The sequence below is a fragment of the Dyella japonica genome (assembly GCF_040545895.1).
GTDB lineage: Bacteria > Pseudomonadota > Gammaproteobacteria > Xanthomonadales > Rhodanobacteraceae > Dyella > Dyella japonica_D.
The window spans coordinates 22,020-35,883 of the sequence record NZ_JBEPMU010000004.1; the positions used below are offsets into that span (position 1 = coordinate 22,020).

At 65.2% G+C, this 13,864-nt stretch carries 15 protein-coding genes; 7 read left to right on the top strand and 8 right to left on the bottom strand.

Features of this window, described 5'->3' with window-relative positions:
• Positions 1-457: 457 nt before the first annotated feature.
• Positions 458-643, top strand: coding sequence for a hypothetical protein (locus ABIC75_RS13400; protein WP_354014376.1), 186 nt, complete (start codon positions 458-460; stop codon positions 641-643).
• Positions 644-809: 166 nt separating this feature from the next.
• Here ABIC75_RS13400 and pepN read toward each other — a convergent pair whose 3' ends face one another.
• A complete protein-coding gene (gene pepN / locus ABIC75_RS13405) occupies positions 810-3,467 on the bottom strand; it encodes an aminopeptidase N (RefSeq protein WP_354014377.1) in 2,658 nt (885 codons plus the stop codon).
• Positions 3,468-3,536: 69 nt separating this feature from the next.
• On the opposite strand from pepN, the gene ABIC75_RS13410 reads away from it, so the two are divergent.
• Together ABIC75_RS13410 and ABIC75_RS13415 are read left to right on the top strand one after the other, a co-directional pair.
• A complete protein-coding gene (locus ABIC75_RS13410; protein WP_354014378.1) occupies positions 3,537-4,541 on the top strand; it encodes an aldose 1-epimerase in 1,005 nt (334 codons plus the stop codon).
• Positions 4,538-5,503, top strand: a complete 966-nt coding sequence (locus ABIC75_RS13415; RefSeq protein WP_354014379.1) for a pyridoxal-phosphate dependent enzyme — start codon at positions 4,538-4,540, stop codon at positions 5,501-5,503. Before ABIC75_RS13410 ends, ABIC75_RS13415 begins: the two co-directional genes overlap by 4 nt.
• Before the next feature lie 413 nt (positions 5,504-5,916).
• On the opposite strand, the gene ABIC75_RS13420 is transcribed toward ABIC75_RS13415, so the two are convergent.
• Both ABIC75_RS13420 and ABIC75_RS13425 read right to left on the bottom strand, forming a co-directional pair.
• Positions 5,917-6,129 (bottom strand): alkylphosphonate utilization protein, encoded by a 213-nt coding sequence (locus tag ABIC75_RS13420; protein ID WP_354014380.1) that lies wholly within the window; start codon positions 6,127-6,129, stop codon positions 5,917-5,919.
• Between the two features lie 33 nt (positions 6,130-6,162).
• The gene (locus ABIC75_RS13425; protein WP_354014381.1) at positions 6,163-7,059 is read right to left on the bottom strand and encodes a DMT family transporter; all 897 of its coding nucleotides are present in this window, start codon (positions 7,057-7,059) and stop codon (positions 6,163-6,165) included.
• Between ABIC75_RS13425 and ABIC75_RS13430 the strand changes: the two genes are divergently transcribed.
• From ABIC75_RS13430 to ABIC75_RS13440, 3 genes are all read left to right on the top strand, one after another.
• Positions 7,058-7,516, top strand: coding sequence for a hypothetical protein (locus ABIC75_RS13430; RefSeq protein WP_354014382.1), 459 nt, complete (start codon positions 7,058-7,060; stop codon positions 7,514-7,516). The genes ABIC75_RS13425 and ABIC75_RS13430 overlap by 2 nt on opposite strands.
• A gap of 2 nt (positions 7,517-7,518) precedes the next feature.
• Entirely contained in the window at positions 7,519-8,085 is a 567-nt protein-coding gene (locus tag ABIC75_RS13435) for a DNA-3-methyladenine glycosylase I (RefSeq protein WP_354014383.1), read from the top strand.
• A 210-nt stretch (positions 8,086-8,295) separates the two neighbouring features.
• Positions 8,296-8,733 carry a DUF2846 domain-containing protein gene (locus tag ABIC75_RS13440; RefSeq protein ID WP_354014384.1) on the top strand — a complete coding sequence of 146 codons (438 nt, stop codon included), beginning with the start codon at positions 8,296-8,298 and terminating at the stop codon, positions 8,731-8,733.
• A 41-nt stretch (positions 8,734-8,774) separates the two neighbouring features.
• Here the strand turns inward: ABIC75_RS13440 and bioC are convergent, their stop codons facing one another.
• The 5 genes from bioC to bioB form a co-directional block, all read right to left on the bottom strand.
• Positions 8,775-9,656, bottom strand: a complete 882-nt coding sequence (bioC, locus tag ABIC75_RS13445; RefSeq protein WP_354014385.1) for a malonyl-ACP O-methyltransferase BioC — start codon at positions 9,654-9,656, stop codon at positions 8,775-8,777.
• A complete protein-coding gene (gene bioH / locus ABIC75_RS13450) occupies positions 9,653-10,423 on the bottom strand; it encodes a pimeloyl-ACP methyl ester esterase BioH (RefSeq protein ID WP_354014386.1) in 771 nt (256 codons plus the stop codon). Before bioH ends, bioC begins: the two co-directional genes overlap by 4 nt.
• Entirely contained in the window at positions 10,420-11,178 is a 759-nt protein-coding gene (locus ABIC75_RS13455) for a sulfurtransferase (RefSeq protein WP_354014387.1), read from the bottom strand. The genes bioH and ABIC75_RS13455 overlap by 4 nt, the downstream gene beginning before the upstream one ends.
• A 29-nt stretch (positions 11,179-11,207) precedes the next feature.
• Positions 11,208-12,389, bottom strand: coding sequence for an 8-amino-7-oxononanoate synthase (gene bioF / locus ABIC75_RS13460; protein ID WP_354014388.1), 1,182 nt, complete (start codon positions 12,387-12,389; stop codon positions 11,208-11,210).
• A gap of 71 nt (positions 12,390-12,460) precedes the next feature.
• On the bottom strand, positions 12,461-13,501 hold the full coding sequence (gene bioB, locus ABIC75_RS13465; protein ID WP_354014389.1) for a biotin synthase BioB: 1,041 nt from the start codon (positions 13,499-13,501) through the stop codon (positions 12,461-12,463).
• A 144-nt stretch (positions 13,502-13,645) separates the two neighbouring features.
• On the opposite strand from bioB, the gene ABIC75_RS13470 reads away from it, so the two are divergent.
• A complete protein-coding gene (locus tag ABIC75_RS13470; RefSeq protein ID WP_354014390.1) occupies positions 13,646-13,852 on the top strand; it encodes a hypothetical protein in 207 nt (68 codons plus the stop codon).
• Positions 13,853-13,864 lie beyond the last annotated feature (12 nt).

Consider the following 13,864-nt stretch of genomic DNA (forward strand, 5'->3'; position numbering starts at 1 on the left):
CACTTTCCACGGGCAGAAGCTGCGCGGTCAACGCGCGCCGAGGTCGAACGACAGGGGTTCGATCGCGTGCCGGGGAGAGGAAGCAAGAAGGCGCCCCTCGGGGCGCCTTCGCCTTTTTCTGAGCTTTGAAGAGCCTTCAAGCGCTCTGTATAAGATCTGGCGCCCGGCGGTCTCAGGAACAGGGGGAATCCAGGATGACCGTGTTGCCGGGCGCCAGAAACCGAAAATATGTTCTGGCAGCAGTACTGCACTGCGCGTCTGGGTTGGATATTTACCCCTGACGCGTGAACGTGAAGTGACTAAAACGCCCGTTTGTGCCGAGTCTCGGCACCTCGTGACGCACAGCGTCATTCCGTGATCCATCGCCAAAATGAATGTGATGGACATCACGTTGCTGGCACGCCCGTTGCTTCGTCTCCCGTGCCGGAAAAGGCGATTGGTTTGGGGGACTCAGGTCATGGAATTCAGTTTCGATTTCCAACCGGTTTATCAGCACCACGATCTGTTGATCGAACTTGGCCGTGTCGAGATGGCCATGGACTATCTGGAAGAACGCAGCGAGAACGAACGCCAGGCCCTGCGCCCGCGCCTGCTCTCGCGAATGAGCCGACTGCGCGACGAACTGGCGCGTCTGGCCATCTAATCGCCCCGTCACGGGCGATCGGCAGCAACGGGCGAAGGGGGTTCATCGCCCGCGAGCCGGCAAGACCTGCTTCACCAGGTTTCATCCTCTCGAATAAGCGACATTACGCCCGGGTGCCCCGTCCAAGGACGGGACGCACTCGGGTGTCTTTCTTTGCGCGGCTGCCTCAGCCGTGCTGCATGCTGCGCACGATCTCGCCGAGATTGCGCGAGAGTTGCGTCTGCGCCGCGAGCGCATCGATGGCGGCGCGCGCCGCGGCGTGCCGCGTGGGTTCCAGCCGCTGCCAGCCATTGAACGCCGTGGCCAGTCGCGCGGCCACCTGCGGATTGAGCGCGTCGAGTTGCTGCAGCCGCGTGGCGAGCAGTTGATAGCCGGTGCCATCAGGGCGATGGAAACCATCGGGATTGCCGCGCGCCCACGCACCGAACAGCGCATTGACGCGGTTGGGATTCTTCAGCGTGAAGGCCGCATCCTGCTCCAGCGATTGCACGCGTTCGATCACCGCGTCGGCCGGCAGCTGCGTCTGCACCGAGAACCACTTGTCCATCGCCAGCGGGTTGTCGGCGTAGCGCTCGCGGAAATGCAGCAAGGCCGCATGCGCCTGTGCCGCGTTGCCGCGAACCAATACCGCAAGCGCCGCGAGGCGATCGGTCATGCTCGGTGCGTTGTCGTATTGCAGCGTGGCGAGTGTGTGCGCGTGCCAGGGATCGATCGAGGCCATCAGATCCAGCACGCGACGCTTCAGGCGGCGATGCGCCTGGCTCAGCGCGTCCAGTTGCGCGCTGGTGTGCTCGGCCAGCGCGTCGTAGCGCTGCTGCAGGGTTTCGCGACCGATGCGCAGGGCCAGATGCTCCTGCAATTTCAGGCGCAGTGCATGCACGTGCGAGGGATCGACCACGCGCTCGCGTTCGGCCAGTTCGATCTCGCTCGGCGGGGTGAGCAGGTCGGCAAGCAGCGCATCGTCGATAGCGGTTGCGCCGAAAAGCGCAGCCAGCGCATCGCACCACGCATCGAGTGCCTGCGTGGCGTTGCCGTCGCGCAGATTGTCGAAAGCGCGCGCGGCCAACTGTTGACCCGCTTCCCAGCGATTGAAGCCGTCCACGTCGTGACGCAGCAGCAAGGCCAGCTCCTCGGGCGAGTAGTCGCATTCGAGGATCACCGGCGCGGAAAAGCCACGCAGCAGCGAAGGCACCGGCGCGGACGCCACCTGCTGGAACACGAACGACTGCTCGGCGCGATCGAGCACGATCACGCGCTCGGTGCCGCCCGAGGCTTCGGCGCCATCACCCGCCACGTGCAAGGGCATCATGCGGCCTTCGCGATCGAACAGCGCCAGCTTCACCGGAATCGGCAGCGGTTGCTTGGTCGGCTGGTGGGGCGTGGGTGGCGTGTGCTGCGAGAGCGTGAGCGTAAAACTACGATGCGCGGCGTCGTAGTGGCCGCGTGCAGTCAGGCGTGGCGTGCCGGCCTGCGCGTACCACGCGAGATACGGCATCAGGTCGATATGGTTCGCCTCTCCGAGCGCGCCAAGGAAATCCTCCAGCGTGGCCGCGCGACCGTCGTTGCGCGAGAAGTACAGGTCCATGCCGCGGCGGAAACCCTCGCGCCCGAGATGGCCCGCCACCATGCGCACCAGTTCCGAGCCTTTCTCGTAGACGGTGGCAGTGTAGAAGTTGTTGATCTCGCTGTACTGCGCCGGACGCACCGGATGTGCGAGCGGGCCGGCGTCTTCCGGAAACTGCGCGCGACGCAGCAAGGCGACATCTTCGATGCGCTTGAGCGGCGCGGAATTCATGTCCGCCGAGAACTGCTGCTCGCGGAACACGGTGAGGCCTTCCTTGAGCGACAACTGAAACCAGTCGCGGCAGGTCACGCGGTTGCCGCTCCAGTTGTGGAAATACTCGTGCGCTACCACGGCTTCGACGGCGCGGTACTCATCGTCGGTGCTGGAATCGGGATCGGCCAGCAGGTATTTCGCGTTGAAGATGTTGAGACCCTTGTTCTCCATCGCGCCCATGTTGAAGTCGTGCGTGGCGACCACGTGGAACACGTCGAGGTCGTACTCGCGGCCGTAGGTGTCCTCGTCCCAGCGCATGGAGCGCACCAGCGCATCCATCGCATAACCGCACTGCCCGATGGCATCGGGCTCGGCCCAGATCAGCAGCTGCACCTTGCGACCGCTGTGGGTGGTGTAGTCGTGCGTGATCTTCTGCAGGCGTCCCGCCACCAGCGCAAAGAGATAACTGGGCTTGGGGTGCGGATCAACGAAGCGCGCCCAGTGACGGCCGCCTTCCAGTTCGCCGCTGCCGTCGGGATTGCCGCCGGCCAGCAGCACGGGAAAGCGTTCGCGATCGGCGCGCAGCGTCACCGTGTAGCTCGTCAGCACGTCCGGGCGATCGGGGAAGAAGGTGATGTGGCGGAAACCTTCGGCCTCGCACTGCGTCAACAGGAAACCCGCCTCGCGCGAGCCGGACAGATACAAGCCTTCCAGCGCGGTATTGGCGGCCGGCTGCACGCGTACCCGCGTCTCCAACACGCTGCCGTCACGCGCGCCATCCACTTCCAGTACGTTGTCCGCGTAACGCCAGGCGTCGTCGGACAGCGCGTGGCCGTCGAGCGAAATCGACAGCAGTTCCAGGCCTTCGCCATCCAATCGCAGTGATTCTTCCTGCGTTGGATCGCGCTGCAGGTGCAGGCGCGAGGTGACCTCCGTGGCATCGATGCCCAGGTCGAAGGCCAGCTCGATCTTCCCCACGCGCCAAGCCGGTGCGCGATAGTCGCTGAGCCGGATCAGGGAGGAAGCGGTGTCGTTGCGGTTGCTCATGGGGCCGGAACTGCGGAAGCGGGGGATGAGTCAGGCTAACATGCGGGCCTTTCCCGGCAGGACAAGGCAATGGCGGAGTTTCTTGCGGAACGCGGGCAGGTGGGCGAGCACGGCATCGTGGTGCTGACCGACACGGCGAGAGGTCGGCGCGTGCGCATCGCGCGACGCGGCGCCACGTTGCTGAGCTTCGAGGTGCCTTCGCGGCAAGGTGTGCGGGACATTGCCGACGGCTACCGCGACGCGGGCGAGCTCGATACCCGCCCCAGTTCCCGCTTCGCCATCATGGTGCCGTTCGCCAACCGCATTGACGACGCACGCTACGTATTCGATGGCGAACCGCACGACCTGCAACCGGGCATCGAGGGCGCGTCGCGCGCGGCCCGCCACGGCTTCGTGCGTGGCGTGGATTTCGACATTGCCGACCTCGCCGCCGACGCGCAAAACGCGCGCGCCACGTTCGCCACGCGGGCGATTCGCCCCGGGGTTCACCCCGGCTATCCCTTCGCCATCGACCTGACGGTGAGCTTCACGCTCGATGCGGGCGGACTCACATTGGAGGCGGCGATGCGCAACGTGGGCGAGCGCGCTGCGCCCTGCTTCTTCGGATGGCATCCGTATTTCCGCCTTTCCGATTCGCCCATCGACGGTTGGGAATTGCAGATTCCCGCGGACAGTATCGTGCGCACCGATGAGGCATTCATTCCCATCGCCGGCGACGGCGCGCGCGCGCCGCTGGCGCAGGCGCCGGAACTGGATTTTCGCCAGCCGCAGGCGATCGGGCCGCGCGAACTCAACCACGCATTCGCCGATCTGCGCTGCGATACCGATGGCCGTGCACGCACGCGCCTGCGCGACCCGGAAAGCGGCCTGGGCATCGCCGTGTGGCAGCCTTCCGGCGTGATGCTTGCCTTCACGGCAGACACAGTGACCCGCGACGTCCGCCGTTCGGTGGCGCTGGAACCGATGGAGAGCTGGGCCGATGCGTTCAATCGCCCCGATTGCGCGGATGCCATCCGTCTTGAACCCGGCGCCGAACGCCGTTTTGCCTGTGGCGTGGAGATCGAAAGTCCATGAGTACGTCGTTGAATCGTGCCGCGCTGCCCACCTTTGCCCAAGTGCAGGAAGCCGCCGCGCGCATCGCGCCGTATGCGGTGGTGACGCCGGTGTTGCGTAGCGCCGTATTGAATGCGCTGACCGGTGCCGAGCTCTACTTCAAGTGCGAGAACCTGCAACGCGGCGGTGCCTTCAAATTCCGCGGCGCCTGCAACGCGGTGTGGTCGATGGACGATGAGCAGGCCGCGCGCGGCGTGGTGACGCATTCCTCCGGCAACCACGGCAACGCGCTGGCCATGGCTGCCGCCACGCGTGGCATTCCCGCCCACGTGGTCGTGCCCGATGGCGCGGTGCGCACCAAGCTGCAGGCGATCGAGCGCGCCGGCGCCATCCTGCATCGTTGCGAAGCCACGCAGGCTGCGCGCGAAGCCAAGGCCGAGGAAGTGCAGCGCGCCACGGGCGCGGAACTGGTACATCCGTTCTCCGATACGCGCGTGATGGCCGGGCAAGGTACGGCGGTGCTGGAACTGCTGGAACAAAGTGGCGGCGTGGACATCGTCATCACGCCCATCGGCGGCGGCGGGCTCATCGCCGGTACCTCCATCGCGGCTCACGGCGTAGCGCCGCAGTTGCGCATCCATGGCGCCGAGCCGATAGGCGCCGACGATGCCGCGCGTTCGCTGGCGGCGGGCGCGCGCGTGGGGCCGTTCGTGCCGGACACGATCTGCGACGGCCTGCGCACGCTCATCGGTGAAACGAATTTCGACGCGCTGCAGATGCATCGCGTGGAAGTGACGACAGTGAGCGACGCGGAAGTGGTCGCTGCGATGAAGTTGCTGTGGAACGAATTGAAGGTGGTGGTGGAGACGTCGAGTGCGACGGTGTTGGCGGCGGTGTTGAAGCGGCCGGAGGTGTTCCGCGGGAAGAGGGTGGGGTTGATTCTTAGTGGGGGGAATGTGGATATCGAGTTGTTGCCTTGGTGATGCGTTAGCTCGGTATTTCGATGTAGCGGTTTTCGCCCGTCATTCTTGCGAAAGCAGGAATCCAGTGACTTTGCTCTTGGTTGTGGCGGCAACGTCGCTGCCGCGCTTATGAAGCGCTCCTGCGACCTGGCCGCTTACGCAGCGGGCGTTTCGATCGGCTGCCGCCGCTCGAGTCACTTTTCTTTTACTGGCCCAAAAGATCCCACGGGGACTAGCTTCGCTTCGAAAGTAACCCAAAGAACATGGCCTTCAGAGCAATAGGCTCATAGCGTTCTGTTAGATACGAGCCTTGCAGCGTTCGAAGCCCCACCGTCACGATCTCTCTAATCGACGGTACGGCTACACCGCAACGCGCCTAGGCGGAGAGGACTTAAAGCGGAGGCGGCGGGTTCATTCTCGCCGCGCCTTGGCTCTCAAACCTTCTTGATGAAACAGGTCTTGAGCACCAGTGTCGAGCGTCCGTCGCGGCATTCGACTTCTTCTGGGTTGTCTTCGTCCACGCGGATCGACTTGAACACGGTGCCGCGCTTGAGCGTCTGCGAGGAGCCTTTCACCTTGAGGTCCTTGATGACTTGTACCGAGTCGCCGTCGGCGAGTACGGCGCCGTTGCTGTCCTTGACGTTCATGGGTGGTCTCCTGGTCGATGCAAACCGCGCATATTAACCGCGCGCGGCGCGCAGGTTGCGTAGGCTGATGCCGCTCACGGCGACCAACCCGAGCAGGATGAATACGATGCCCACGATTTCCATGTGGCTGGGTTGTTCGTGCAGGATCGCCCACGCCAGCAGCACGCTCACGATGGGCACGCCCAGGCTGGCGACGCTGGCGATGGCGGTTGGCAGGCGTTGCAGCACGATCAGCCACAAACCCCATGCAATGCTCGAGGCCATGATCACGCTGTAGGCCAGGCCGGCGATGAAATCCCACGTCCACTCGATCGGTCGCTGCGGCACGCACAGCGCGACGACGATCAGGGCGAGCGCGCCGAACAGCATCTGCCACGCGGTGAGGTTGAGCGGCGTTGGCTTGTGGCGAATGAAGACGCGCTTGCTCAATACCGTGCCCATGGCCCAGGCCAGGCCCGCACACACGGCGAGCACCGTGCTTTCCGGGCTGCCCAGACCGTGCCAGGGTTCGATGATGCAGGTGAGGCCGATAGCCGCCAGCCCCAGGCCCAGCCAGTGGCGACGGGTCAGCCGGTCGTCGAGGATCACCCACGCCAGCAGCACCGACCAGAACGGCATCGTGTACGCCAGCAGAGCCACGCGTCCGGCGCCACCGGATTTCAGCGCGAGCTGACCCAGTCCCTGGAAGGCCGTGGTCTGGCATAGGCCGATGGCGATGGTAGGCAGCAGCGGCGGCGGCCGCAGCGACTGTCGGCTCACCGCCAGCGCGCCAAACAGCACGAGCGCACCCAGCGAATAGCGTATGGCCGAGAAGTCGAACGGGCCCGCGTGTTGCAGCACCTGCTTCATCACGATCCAGCTGTACGCCCAGATCAGGATGGTGGCGAGCAGGGCGAACAGCGCGCTGCGTGAAGATGTGGTTGACGTCATGGTGTTCGGCACGTGGCGAGCGCGCGGCGTGATGCCCTTGTCCGGCGCGCAGGGGTGGGATAGCGTCGTGTTCTCTCGCGAGCTTACAGGGATCGATATGAAAGCACTGCGGACAAGGAACCTGGTCGTCGCTTGCTTCGGCATCGTGGCTTTTCTCGGGCTGATGCTGTGCTTTCCCGTCCTCCTGCAACGTGTGCAGATTGGTGAAGCATCCGTGCTCCACGCGGCCCCTGTCGTCGTCGGTGCGTTGCTGCTGTTGACGGCAAGTATCTGTCTTCTGATGCGCTGGGCAGCGTATGGCTGGTTGTTCGCCATTGCGGCTATCGAGCTGCTGCTCGGTCTATTCTGGCTGCCGTGGTTGCGGCTTTCTCCCTGGCCATGGCTCGCGGTACTCGCCGCGTCGGCTGGCGCCATCATCGGTTTTCGCAAAGGACGCGGTGACGAAGCCGCGGATTGAACATGGCCACAAAAACCAAGCAGCGTTGCCCCTGGGGCAATAGCGAAGACATGCAGGCGTACCACGACACCGAGTGGGGCACGCCGCTGCACGATGACCAGGCGCTGTTCGAATTCCTGTGCCTGGAAGGTGCGCAGGCAGGCCTGTCGTGGCGCACCATCCTGCTCAAGCGCGAACACTACCGCCGCATCTTCCACGACTTCGACATCAAGCGCGTCGCCGCGATGAAGGAACGCGAGCTGGAGAAGGCGCTGCTCGATCCCGGCATCGTGCGTAACCGGCTCAAGGTGTACGCCGCGCGCGACAACGCCATCGCGGCGCTGAAAGTCATCGACGAATTCGGCAGTCTCGATCGCTACCTGTGGTCGTTCGTCGACGGCAAACCCATACGCAACAAGTGGACCGGGCAGGGCGACGTGCCCGCCAGCACGCCGCTGTCCGACCGCATGAGCAAGGATTTGAAGAAGCGCGGCTTCCGCTTCGTGGGCACCACTATCTGCTACGCCTTCATGCAGGCGACGGGCATGGTCAACGACCACGTGGTGAGTTGCTTCCGCTACAAGGCTTGAATCGTCGCCTCGTTCACCGCAAGAAATTTCGAGAGGCGCCTCGGCCGTTCGGATCATTGCGGCAATTTTGTGCGCCATGCGAGTATCCCGCCGCCTTCGTCGATCGACGAAGGCGACAGGCATGCGCTCGGGGGAGCAGCGTACTTCATGGCAGGACTGCCGAAGCGCGCGGATGCCGCTAGCCGATCAAGCCAATAAACAGGGGAAAACATGATCAGGAAGTTTGCGACGGCGATGTCGCTCATCGCCATGCTGGTGCTGTCCGGTTGTGCGAGCGTTCCGATGGCGAGCAAGAACGACGACGCCATGGCCAAGCAGTTCACGCCATCGACCGACAAGGCGGTGGTCTATGTCTACCGTGACGAGACGCTGGGCGCTGCCATCAAGATGCCGTTGCTGATCGACGGCCAGTCGGTGGGCGATACGGCGGCGAAGACCTATCTGCGCAAGGAGCTTGCGCCAGGATCGCACACGATCGTCTCCAAGGCCGAAGCCGATTCGACGCTGACGCTGGATGTGCAGGCCGGCAAGACCTATTTCGTGTGGCAGGAAATCAAGATGGGCATGTTCGCCGCCCGTTCCGCGCTGCATCAGGTGGACGAAACGAAGGGACGCGCCGCGGTCGAGAAGTGCACGCTGATCCTTTGATGCAGGGAAGCCGTCGTGCGTGTCGTTGACACGCACGACGTTCAGCGCCGGCGCGAACCGCGCAAGCTGTCGATGGAGAAGCTCGCCATTTCGCCGCCGCCCGCCATGCGGCGCGATTGTCCCGGTGGCGGCCCCCACGCATGCGCGGTGACCACTTCCCAGGTGGCGGGAATGCGGCCATCCACGCGCATGGTTTCGTAGGCGGCCAGCATGCGCTGGTAGTGGCGCTTGCCGAGCAGGTGGCGCTCGCGTTCGCGATCGGCATTGGTCGCGCCCAGGCCCTGCAGTTCCTTGAGCAGCAGGCGCGGCTCGCTGTAGGTCAGCGTGTAGCGGTCCACGTCGAGCACGGGATCGCGCAGGCCCGCGCTGATCATCGCATCACCGAGATCGTGCATGTCGAGGAAGCGGCTCACGTGCGGTTGCTGGTCCGCTTCAGCCCAGGCGGCGCGCAATTCCTTCAGCGTATCGGGACCGAAAGTGGAGAACGTCAGCAAGCCACCGGGCTTGAGCACGCGCACGCATTCGCCGAACAGCGCCGGCAGGTCGTCAATCCACTGGAAGCACAGGTTGGAGTGCAGCACGTCCACGCTGTGATCAGGCAGCGGCAGTGCGGTGGCTTCGGCGCAGACGCGCTGGAACGGCTTCAGCCAGCTGCTGTGTTTCTTCGCGGCGCGCAGCATCGGAAGCGCCAGATCCATCGCGATCACCTGCGCCTTCGGATAACGCTTGCGCAGCAGCGCCGTGCCACGGCCGGTGCCAGCGCCAACGTCGATCACGCGCTCGGGTGTTTCCAGATAGAAGCCGAGGCGATCGAGCAGCAGCGTCTGCACTTCGCGCTGCAAGGCGTCGTGCTGTTCATAGGTGTTGGCGGCGCGGCCGAAATTGCGGCGCACCTGTTGGCGGTCGAAATGCGAGTCGGTCATCGGAAGCTGTCCAGCAGCGGCGCCAGTGCGTTGGCGACGTCGCCCGCATAGCCGAAGAAAGGGGCGTGGCCCGCGTGCGCAATTTCCACGTAGCCGCCGTGCGCCTGCTCGGCCGACCACGCCATGGCGGGCGGCGGCACGATGCGGTCGCGGTGGCCGGCAATCCACGCACTGGGCACGGAAAGGTTCGCGAGATCGGCGCGGCGATCCGTGGTTTCCAGAATGCGGATGCCCTCCTGCAGCACGCGCAGGTTGGGTTCGCCGCGCTGGAAAATAAGGCTGCGCAGGTGGCGCACTTCAGCCATCGGATCGCGGCTGCCCATCGCTTCCAGCGCAATGAAGCGTTCCAGCGTGCCGTGGTAATCGGTTTCCAGATCGGTGGCGAGCTGGCGCACCAGTTTCGGATCGCTGCCATGCGGCCAGTCGTCGCCGCGCGAAAACTTCGGCGTGCCATCGATGACGCCGAGTGCGCGCGCGTGTTGCGGATGTTCCAGCGCGGCGGTCATCGCAATCAATCCGCCCAGCGACCAACCGACCCACACGGCTGGCGGCGTCATGCGCGCAATGGCTTCGGCGCAGGCGGAAGGTTCCAGCGGTAGCGTGCTGTCGCGCGAGTAGCCGTGGCCGGGAAGATCGACCACGTGCAGCGTGCAGCGATCGGCCAGCGCCTCGCACAGCGGTTCCATCATGCCGCCGTGCATGGCCCAGCCGTGCAGGATCACCACGGGGATCTCGCCGTGACCGTGGGTTTCGATATGGAGGCTCACCGAGCCTGCTCCCCCGCGGGAAGAAGCGGTGCGGGAGCGAGATCCTTGTCCACCGCGCCGCGCTCGTCGAACACGAAGCACTCACCGCGCCAATGCGCGCCGTCGGTTTCCTCGAAGTATTTGAGGATGCCGCCTTCGAGCTGGAACACGTGGTCCATGCCGATGTCCTGCATGTGCAACACAGCCTTTTCGCAGCGGATGCCGCCGGTGCAATAGGACACCACCGTCTTGTTCTCGTAGCGCGCGCGATCGGCGGCGAGCGCGGAGGGAAATTCGGTGAAGCTGGCGATGCGATAGTCCACCGCGTTATCGAACAGGCCCACGTCGGTTTCGTAGTCGTTGCGCGTGTCCAGCAGCACCACGTCGCGGCCGTCGTCGTCGTGGCCTTGCGCAAGCCAGCGTTGCAGCGTCGCTGGCGCCACCGACGGCGCACGCCCGCCTTCGGGGCGGATGGTGGGCATGCGCATGGTGATGATCTCTTTCTTCAGGCGCACGCGCATGCGGCCGAACGGCACGTCGTCGGAGATCGATTCCTTCGGCTCCAGCCCCGCAAAACGCGGGTCAGTGCGCAACCAGTCCATGAACGCATCGATGGGCCCGCGCGGGCCGGCGAGGAACAGGTTGATGCCCTCGGGCGCCAGCAGGATGGTGCCCTTGAGCGCCAGCGCCTCGCAGCGCTCGCGAATGCGTTCGCGAAGCGCCGGCAAGTCGTGCAGGCTCACGAAGCGATAGGCGGAAAGATTGATGATGGACATAAGCGGGGAGGGGTACGGCAAGGCCGCCATTATACGGGGCCGCCCGCGCGGAGCCCGGACAGCGCCTCCAGCAACCGATCCACGTCGCTTTCTTCATGGGCCGCCGACAGCGTGATGCGCAGGCGCGCCTTGCCTTGCGGCACGGTGGGCGGGCGAATGGCGGTGACCAGGAAGCCCTGCTGTTCGAGCGCCTGGGACGCCGCCAGCGCAGCCTGGGCATCGCCCAGCAGCAGCGGCTGGATGGCGGTGGGCGAGGGCATCAGCGGCAGGCCGAGCTGGGCGGCACCGGTGCGGAAGCGAGCGATCAACGCCTGCAGTTTCTCGCGCCGCCAGGCTTCCGATTGCGCCAGCCGCACGGCCGCCAGCGTGGCGGCGGCGAGCGCGGGCGGCATGGCCGTGGTGTAGATATAGGTACGTGCCGATTGCACCAGGCCGTCGATCAACGCGGCGGAACCGGCGACGAAGGCGCCGCTGCATCCCAGTGCCTTGCCCAGCGTGGCCATCAACACGGGCACGTCGTCCTGCAAAAGGCCGGCGGCGCTGACGCTGCCTTCGCCTTGCGCGCCCAACACACCAAGGCCATGCGCATCGTCGACCATGAAGGTCGCGCTTTCGCGTTGGCACAGCGCGGCCAGTTCGCCGAGTGGTGCAATGTCGCCGTCCATGCTGAACACGCCATCGGTGGCGAGCAGCGCGGCGGCATCGGGACGCGCGCGCAACTGACGTGCGGCGCCTTCCACGTCGGCATGCGGATAGCGTTTCAATTCGCAGCCGGCGAGTTGCGCGCCGTCGAGCAGGCAGGCGTGATTGAGCTTGTCCTGCACGCAGACGTCGTCGCGATTCAACAAGGCCTGCATCACGCCGAGGTTGGCCATGTAGCCGGTGGAAAACAGCAGTGCGCGCTCGCGCCCGGTCCATTCGGCAAGCGCTTCTTCCAGGGCAGCGTGTGCGGCGCGATGGCCGCAGATGAGATGCGCCGAACCACTGCCGACGCCATCGTCATCGGCGGCGCGCTTGAGCGCGTCGACGAGCGACGGATGCTGCGCAAGGCCGAGATAGTCGTTGCTGCAGAACGAGAGCAGGCGACGGCCGCCACTGCGCACCCACGCACCATCGGCATGCTCGATGGTGCGCAATCGCCGCAACAAGCCGGCGCGTGCACGTTCCGCGCTGTTCGCGGCGAGTCGCTCGGTGAGTGAGGGGCGAGTCATGCGGCATGCCATGGTTGCGTCGCCCGTCAATCCCGCATTGGCAGGAATGACGGGCGATGCGTCACCGTCGATCAGGCCGCTGCGCTGCAACCGCAGCCGTGGCCGCAACTGCCTGCATCGGTTTCCAGGATGTCGGCATGCACGGTGTTGGCTTCTTCCACCACTTCCATCGGATGCAGGTTCAGCCGCTTGAACAGCGCGCGGTCGTGTTCCACATCCGGGTTGCCGGTGGTGAGCAGCTTCTCGCCGTAGAAGATGGAGTTGGCGCCGGCGAAGAAGCACAGCGCCTGCACGGCGTCGTCCATCTGCTGGCGGCCGGCGGAGAGGCGGACCATGGAGGCCGGCATCATGATGCGAGCCACCGCGATGGTGCGCACGAAGTCGAACGGATCGATGGCCTCGGTACCGCTGAGCGGCGTGCCTTCCACCTGCACCAGCTGGTTGATCGGCACAGACTCCGGATGTTCGGGCAGGTTGGCCAACGTCTGCAGCAGGCCGGCGCGCTGGTCGCGCGTTTCGCCCATGCCCACGATGCCGCCGCAGCAGGTCTTCAGGCCCGCTTCGCGTACGTGTTCCAGGGTGTCCAGGCGATCCTGGTACTGGCGCGTGTGGATGATCTCGCCGTAGAACTCCGGCGCGGTGTCCAGGTTGTGGTTGTAGTAGTCCAGGCCCGCCTGCTTGAGCTTGGTGGCCTGCTCGCCGTTGAGCATGCCCAGCGTGGCGCAGGTTTCCAGCCCCAGGCCCTTCACCGCACGCACGATCTCGGCGACCTTTTCCACGTCGCGATCCTTCGGGCTGCGCCAGGCGGCGCCCATGCAGAAGCGGCTGGCGCCGGCGTTCTTGGCGGCCTTGGCGCGTTCCAGCACGGCGTCCACGCTCATCAGTTTCTGCGCCTGCACGCCGGTGTCGTAGCGCGCGGCCTGCGGGCAATAGGCGCAGTCTTCCGGGCAGCCACCGGTCTTGATCGAGAGCAGGGTGGATACCTGCACCGCGTTCGGGTCGTGGTGTTCGCGATGCACCGAATGGGCGCGATGCAGCAGCTCGTTGAACGGCAGCGCGAACAGCGCGGCGACTTCGGCGCGCGTCCAGTCGTGGCGGATGGGTTGGGCCATGGCGACAGCTCTGGGGTTGGGGATGGCCACAAGTGTGGCAGCGCGTCCCTTCTTGTCAACTTGAGATTATTTTGTCGGGTTGACGATGCGCGAACGTATGGCTGCCGCTACCATCGGGTCATCCACCGAATGGGAGTCGTTGGCATGAGCGCGGGACAAGGCAGCACGGGCAATGTGCTCGCAGCCATCTGCAGTTTCTTCATCCCCGGCCTGGGGCAGCTGGTGCAAGGGCGCTTCTGGATCGCGGTGGTGATGTTCGTGCTGGCGGCCATCCTGTGGATCGTCTGGCTGGGCTGGATCATCCACCTGTGGTCGATCCTCGACGCGGCCATGTTCAAGCCCAAGGGCTGATCGCCCGCGCGC

What these genes read in the sequence shown, in the direction of transcription:
- ABIC75_RS13400 (WP_354014376.1), top strand. Translation starts at nt 458, where the DNA reads ATGGAATTCAGTTTCGATTTCCAACCGGTTTATCAGCACCACGATCTG.
- pepN (WP_354014377.1), bottom strand. Translation starts at nt 3,467, where the DNA reads ATGAGCAACCGCAACGACACCGCTTCCTCCCTGATCCGGCTCAGCGAC.
- ABIC75_RS13410 (WP_354014378.1), top strand. Translation starts at nt 3,537, where the DNA reads ATGGCGGAGTTTCTTGCGGAACGCGGGCAGGTGGGCGAGCACGGCATC.
- ABIC75_RS13415 (WP_354014379.1), top strand. Translation starts at nt 4,538, where the DNA reads ATGAGTACGTCGTTGAATCGTGCCGCGCTGCCCACCTTTGCCCAAGTG.
- ABIC75_RS13420 (WP_354014380.1), bottom strand. Translation starts at nt 6,129, where the DNA reads ATGAACGTCAAGGACAGCAACGGCGCCGTACTCGCCGACGGCGACTCG.
- ABIC75_RS13430 (WP_354014382.1), top strand. Translation starts at nt 7,058, where the DNA reads ATGGTGTTCGGCACGTGGCGAGCGCGCGGCGTGATGCCCTTGTCCGGC.
- ABIC75_RS13425 (WP_354014381.1), bottom strand. Translation starts at nt 7,059, where the DNA reads ATGACGTCAACCACATCTTCACGCAGCGCGCTGTTCGCCCTGCTCGCC.
- ABIC75_RS13435 (WP_354014383.1), top strand. Translation starts at nt 7,519, where the DNA reads ATGGCCACAAAAACCAAGCAGCGTTGCCCCTGGGGCAATAGCGAAGAC.
- ABIC75_RS13440 (WP_354014384.1), top strand. Translation starts at nt 8,296, where the DNA reads ATGATCAGGAAGTTTGCGACGGCGATGTCGCTCATCGCCATGCTGGTG.
- bioC (WP_354014385.1), bottom strand. Translation starts at nt 9,656, where the DNA reads ATGACCGACTCGCATTTCGACCGCCAACAGGTGCGCCGCAATTTCGGC.
- ABIC75_RS13455 (WP_354014387.1), bottom strand. Translation starts at nt 11,178, where the DNA reads ATGTCCATCATCAATCTTTCCGCCTATCGCTTCGTGAGCCTGCACGAC.
- bioF (WP_354014388.1), bottom strand. Translation starts at nt 12,389, where the DNA reads ATGACTCGCCCCTCACTCACCGAGCGACTCGCCGCGAACAGCGCGGAA.
- bioB (WP_354014389.1), bottom strand. Translation starts at nt 13,501, where the DNA reads ATGGCCCAACCCATCCGCCACGACTGGACGCGCGCCGAAGTCGCCGCG.
- ABIC75_RS13470 (WP_354014390.1), top strand. Translation starts at nt 13,646, where the DNA reads ATGAGCGCGGGACAAGGCAGCACGGGCAATGTGCTCGCAGCCATCTGC.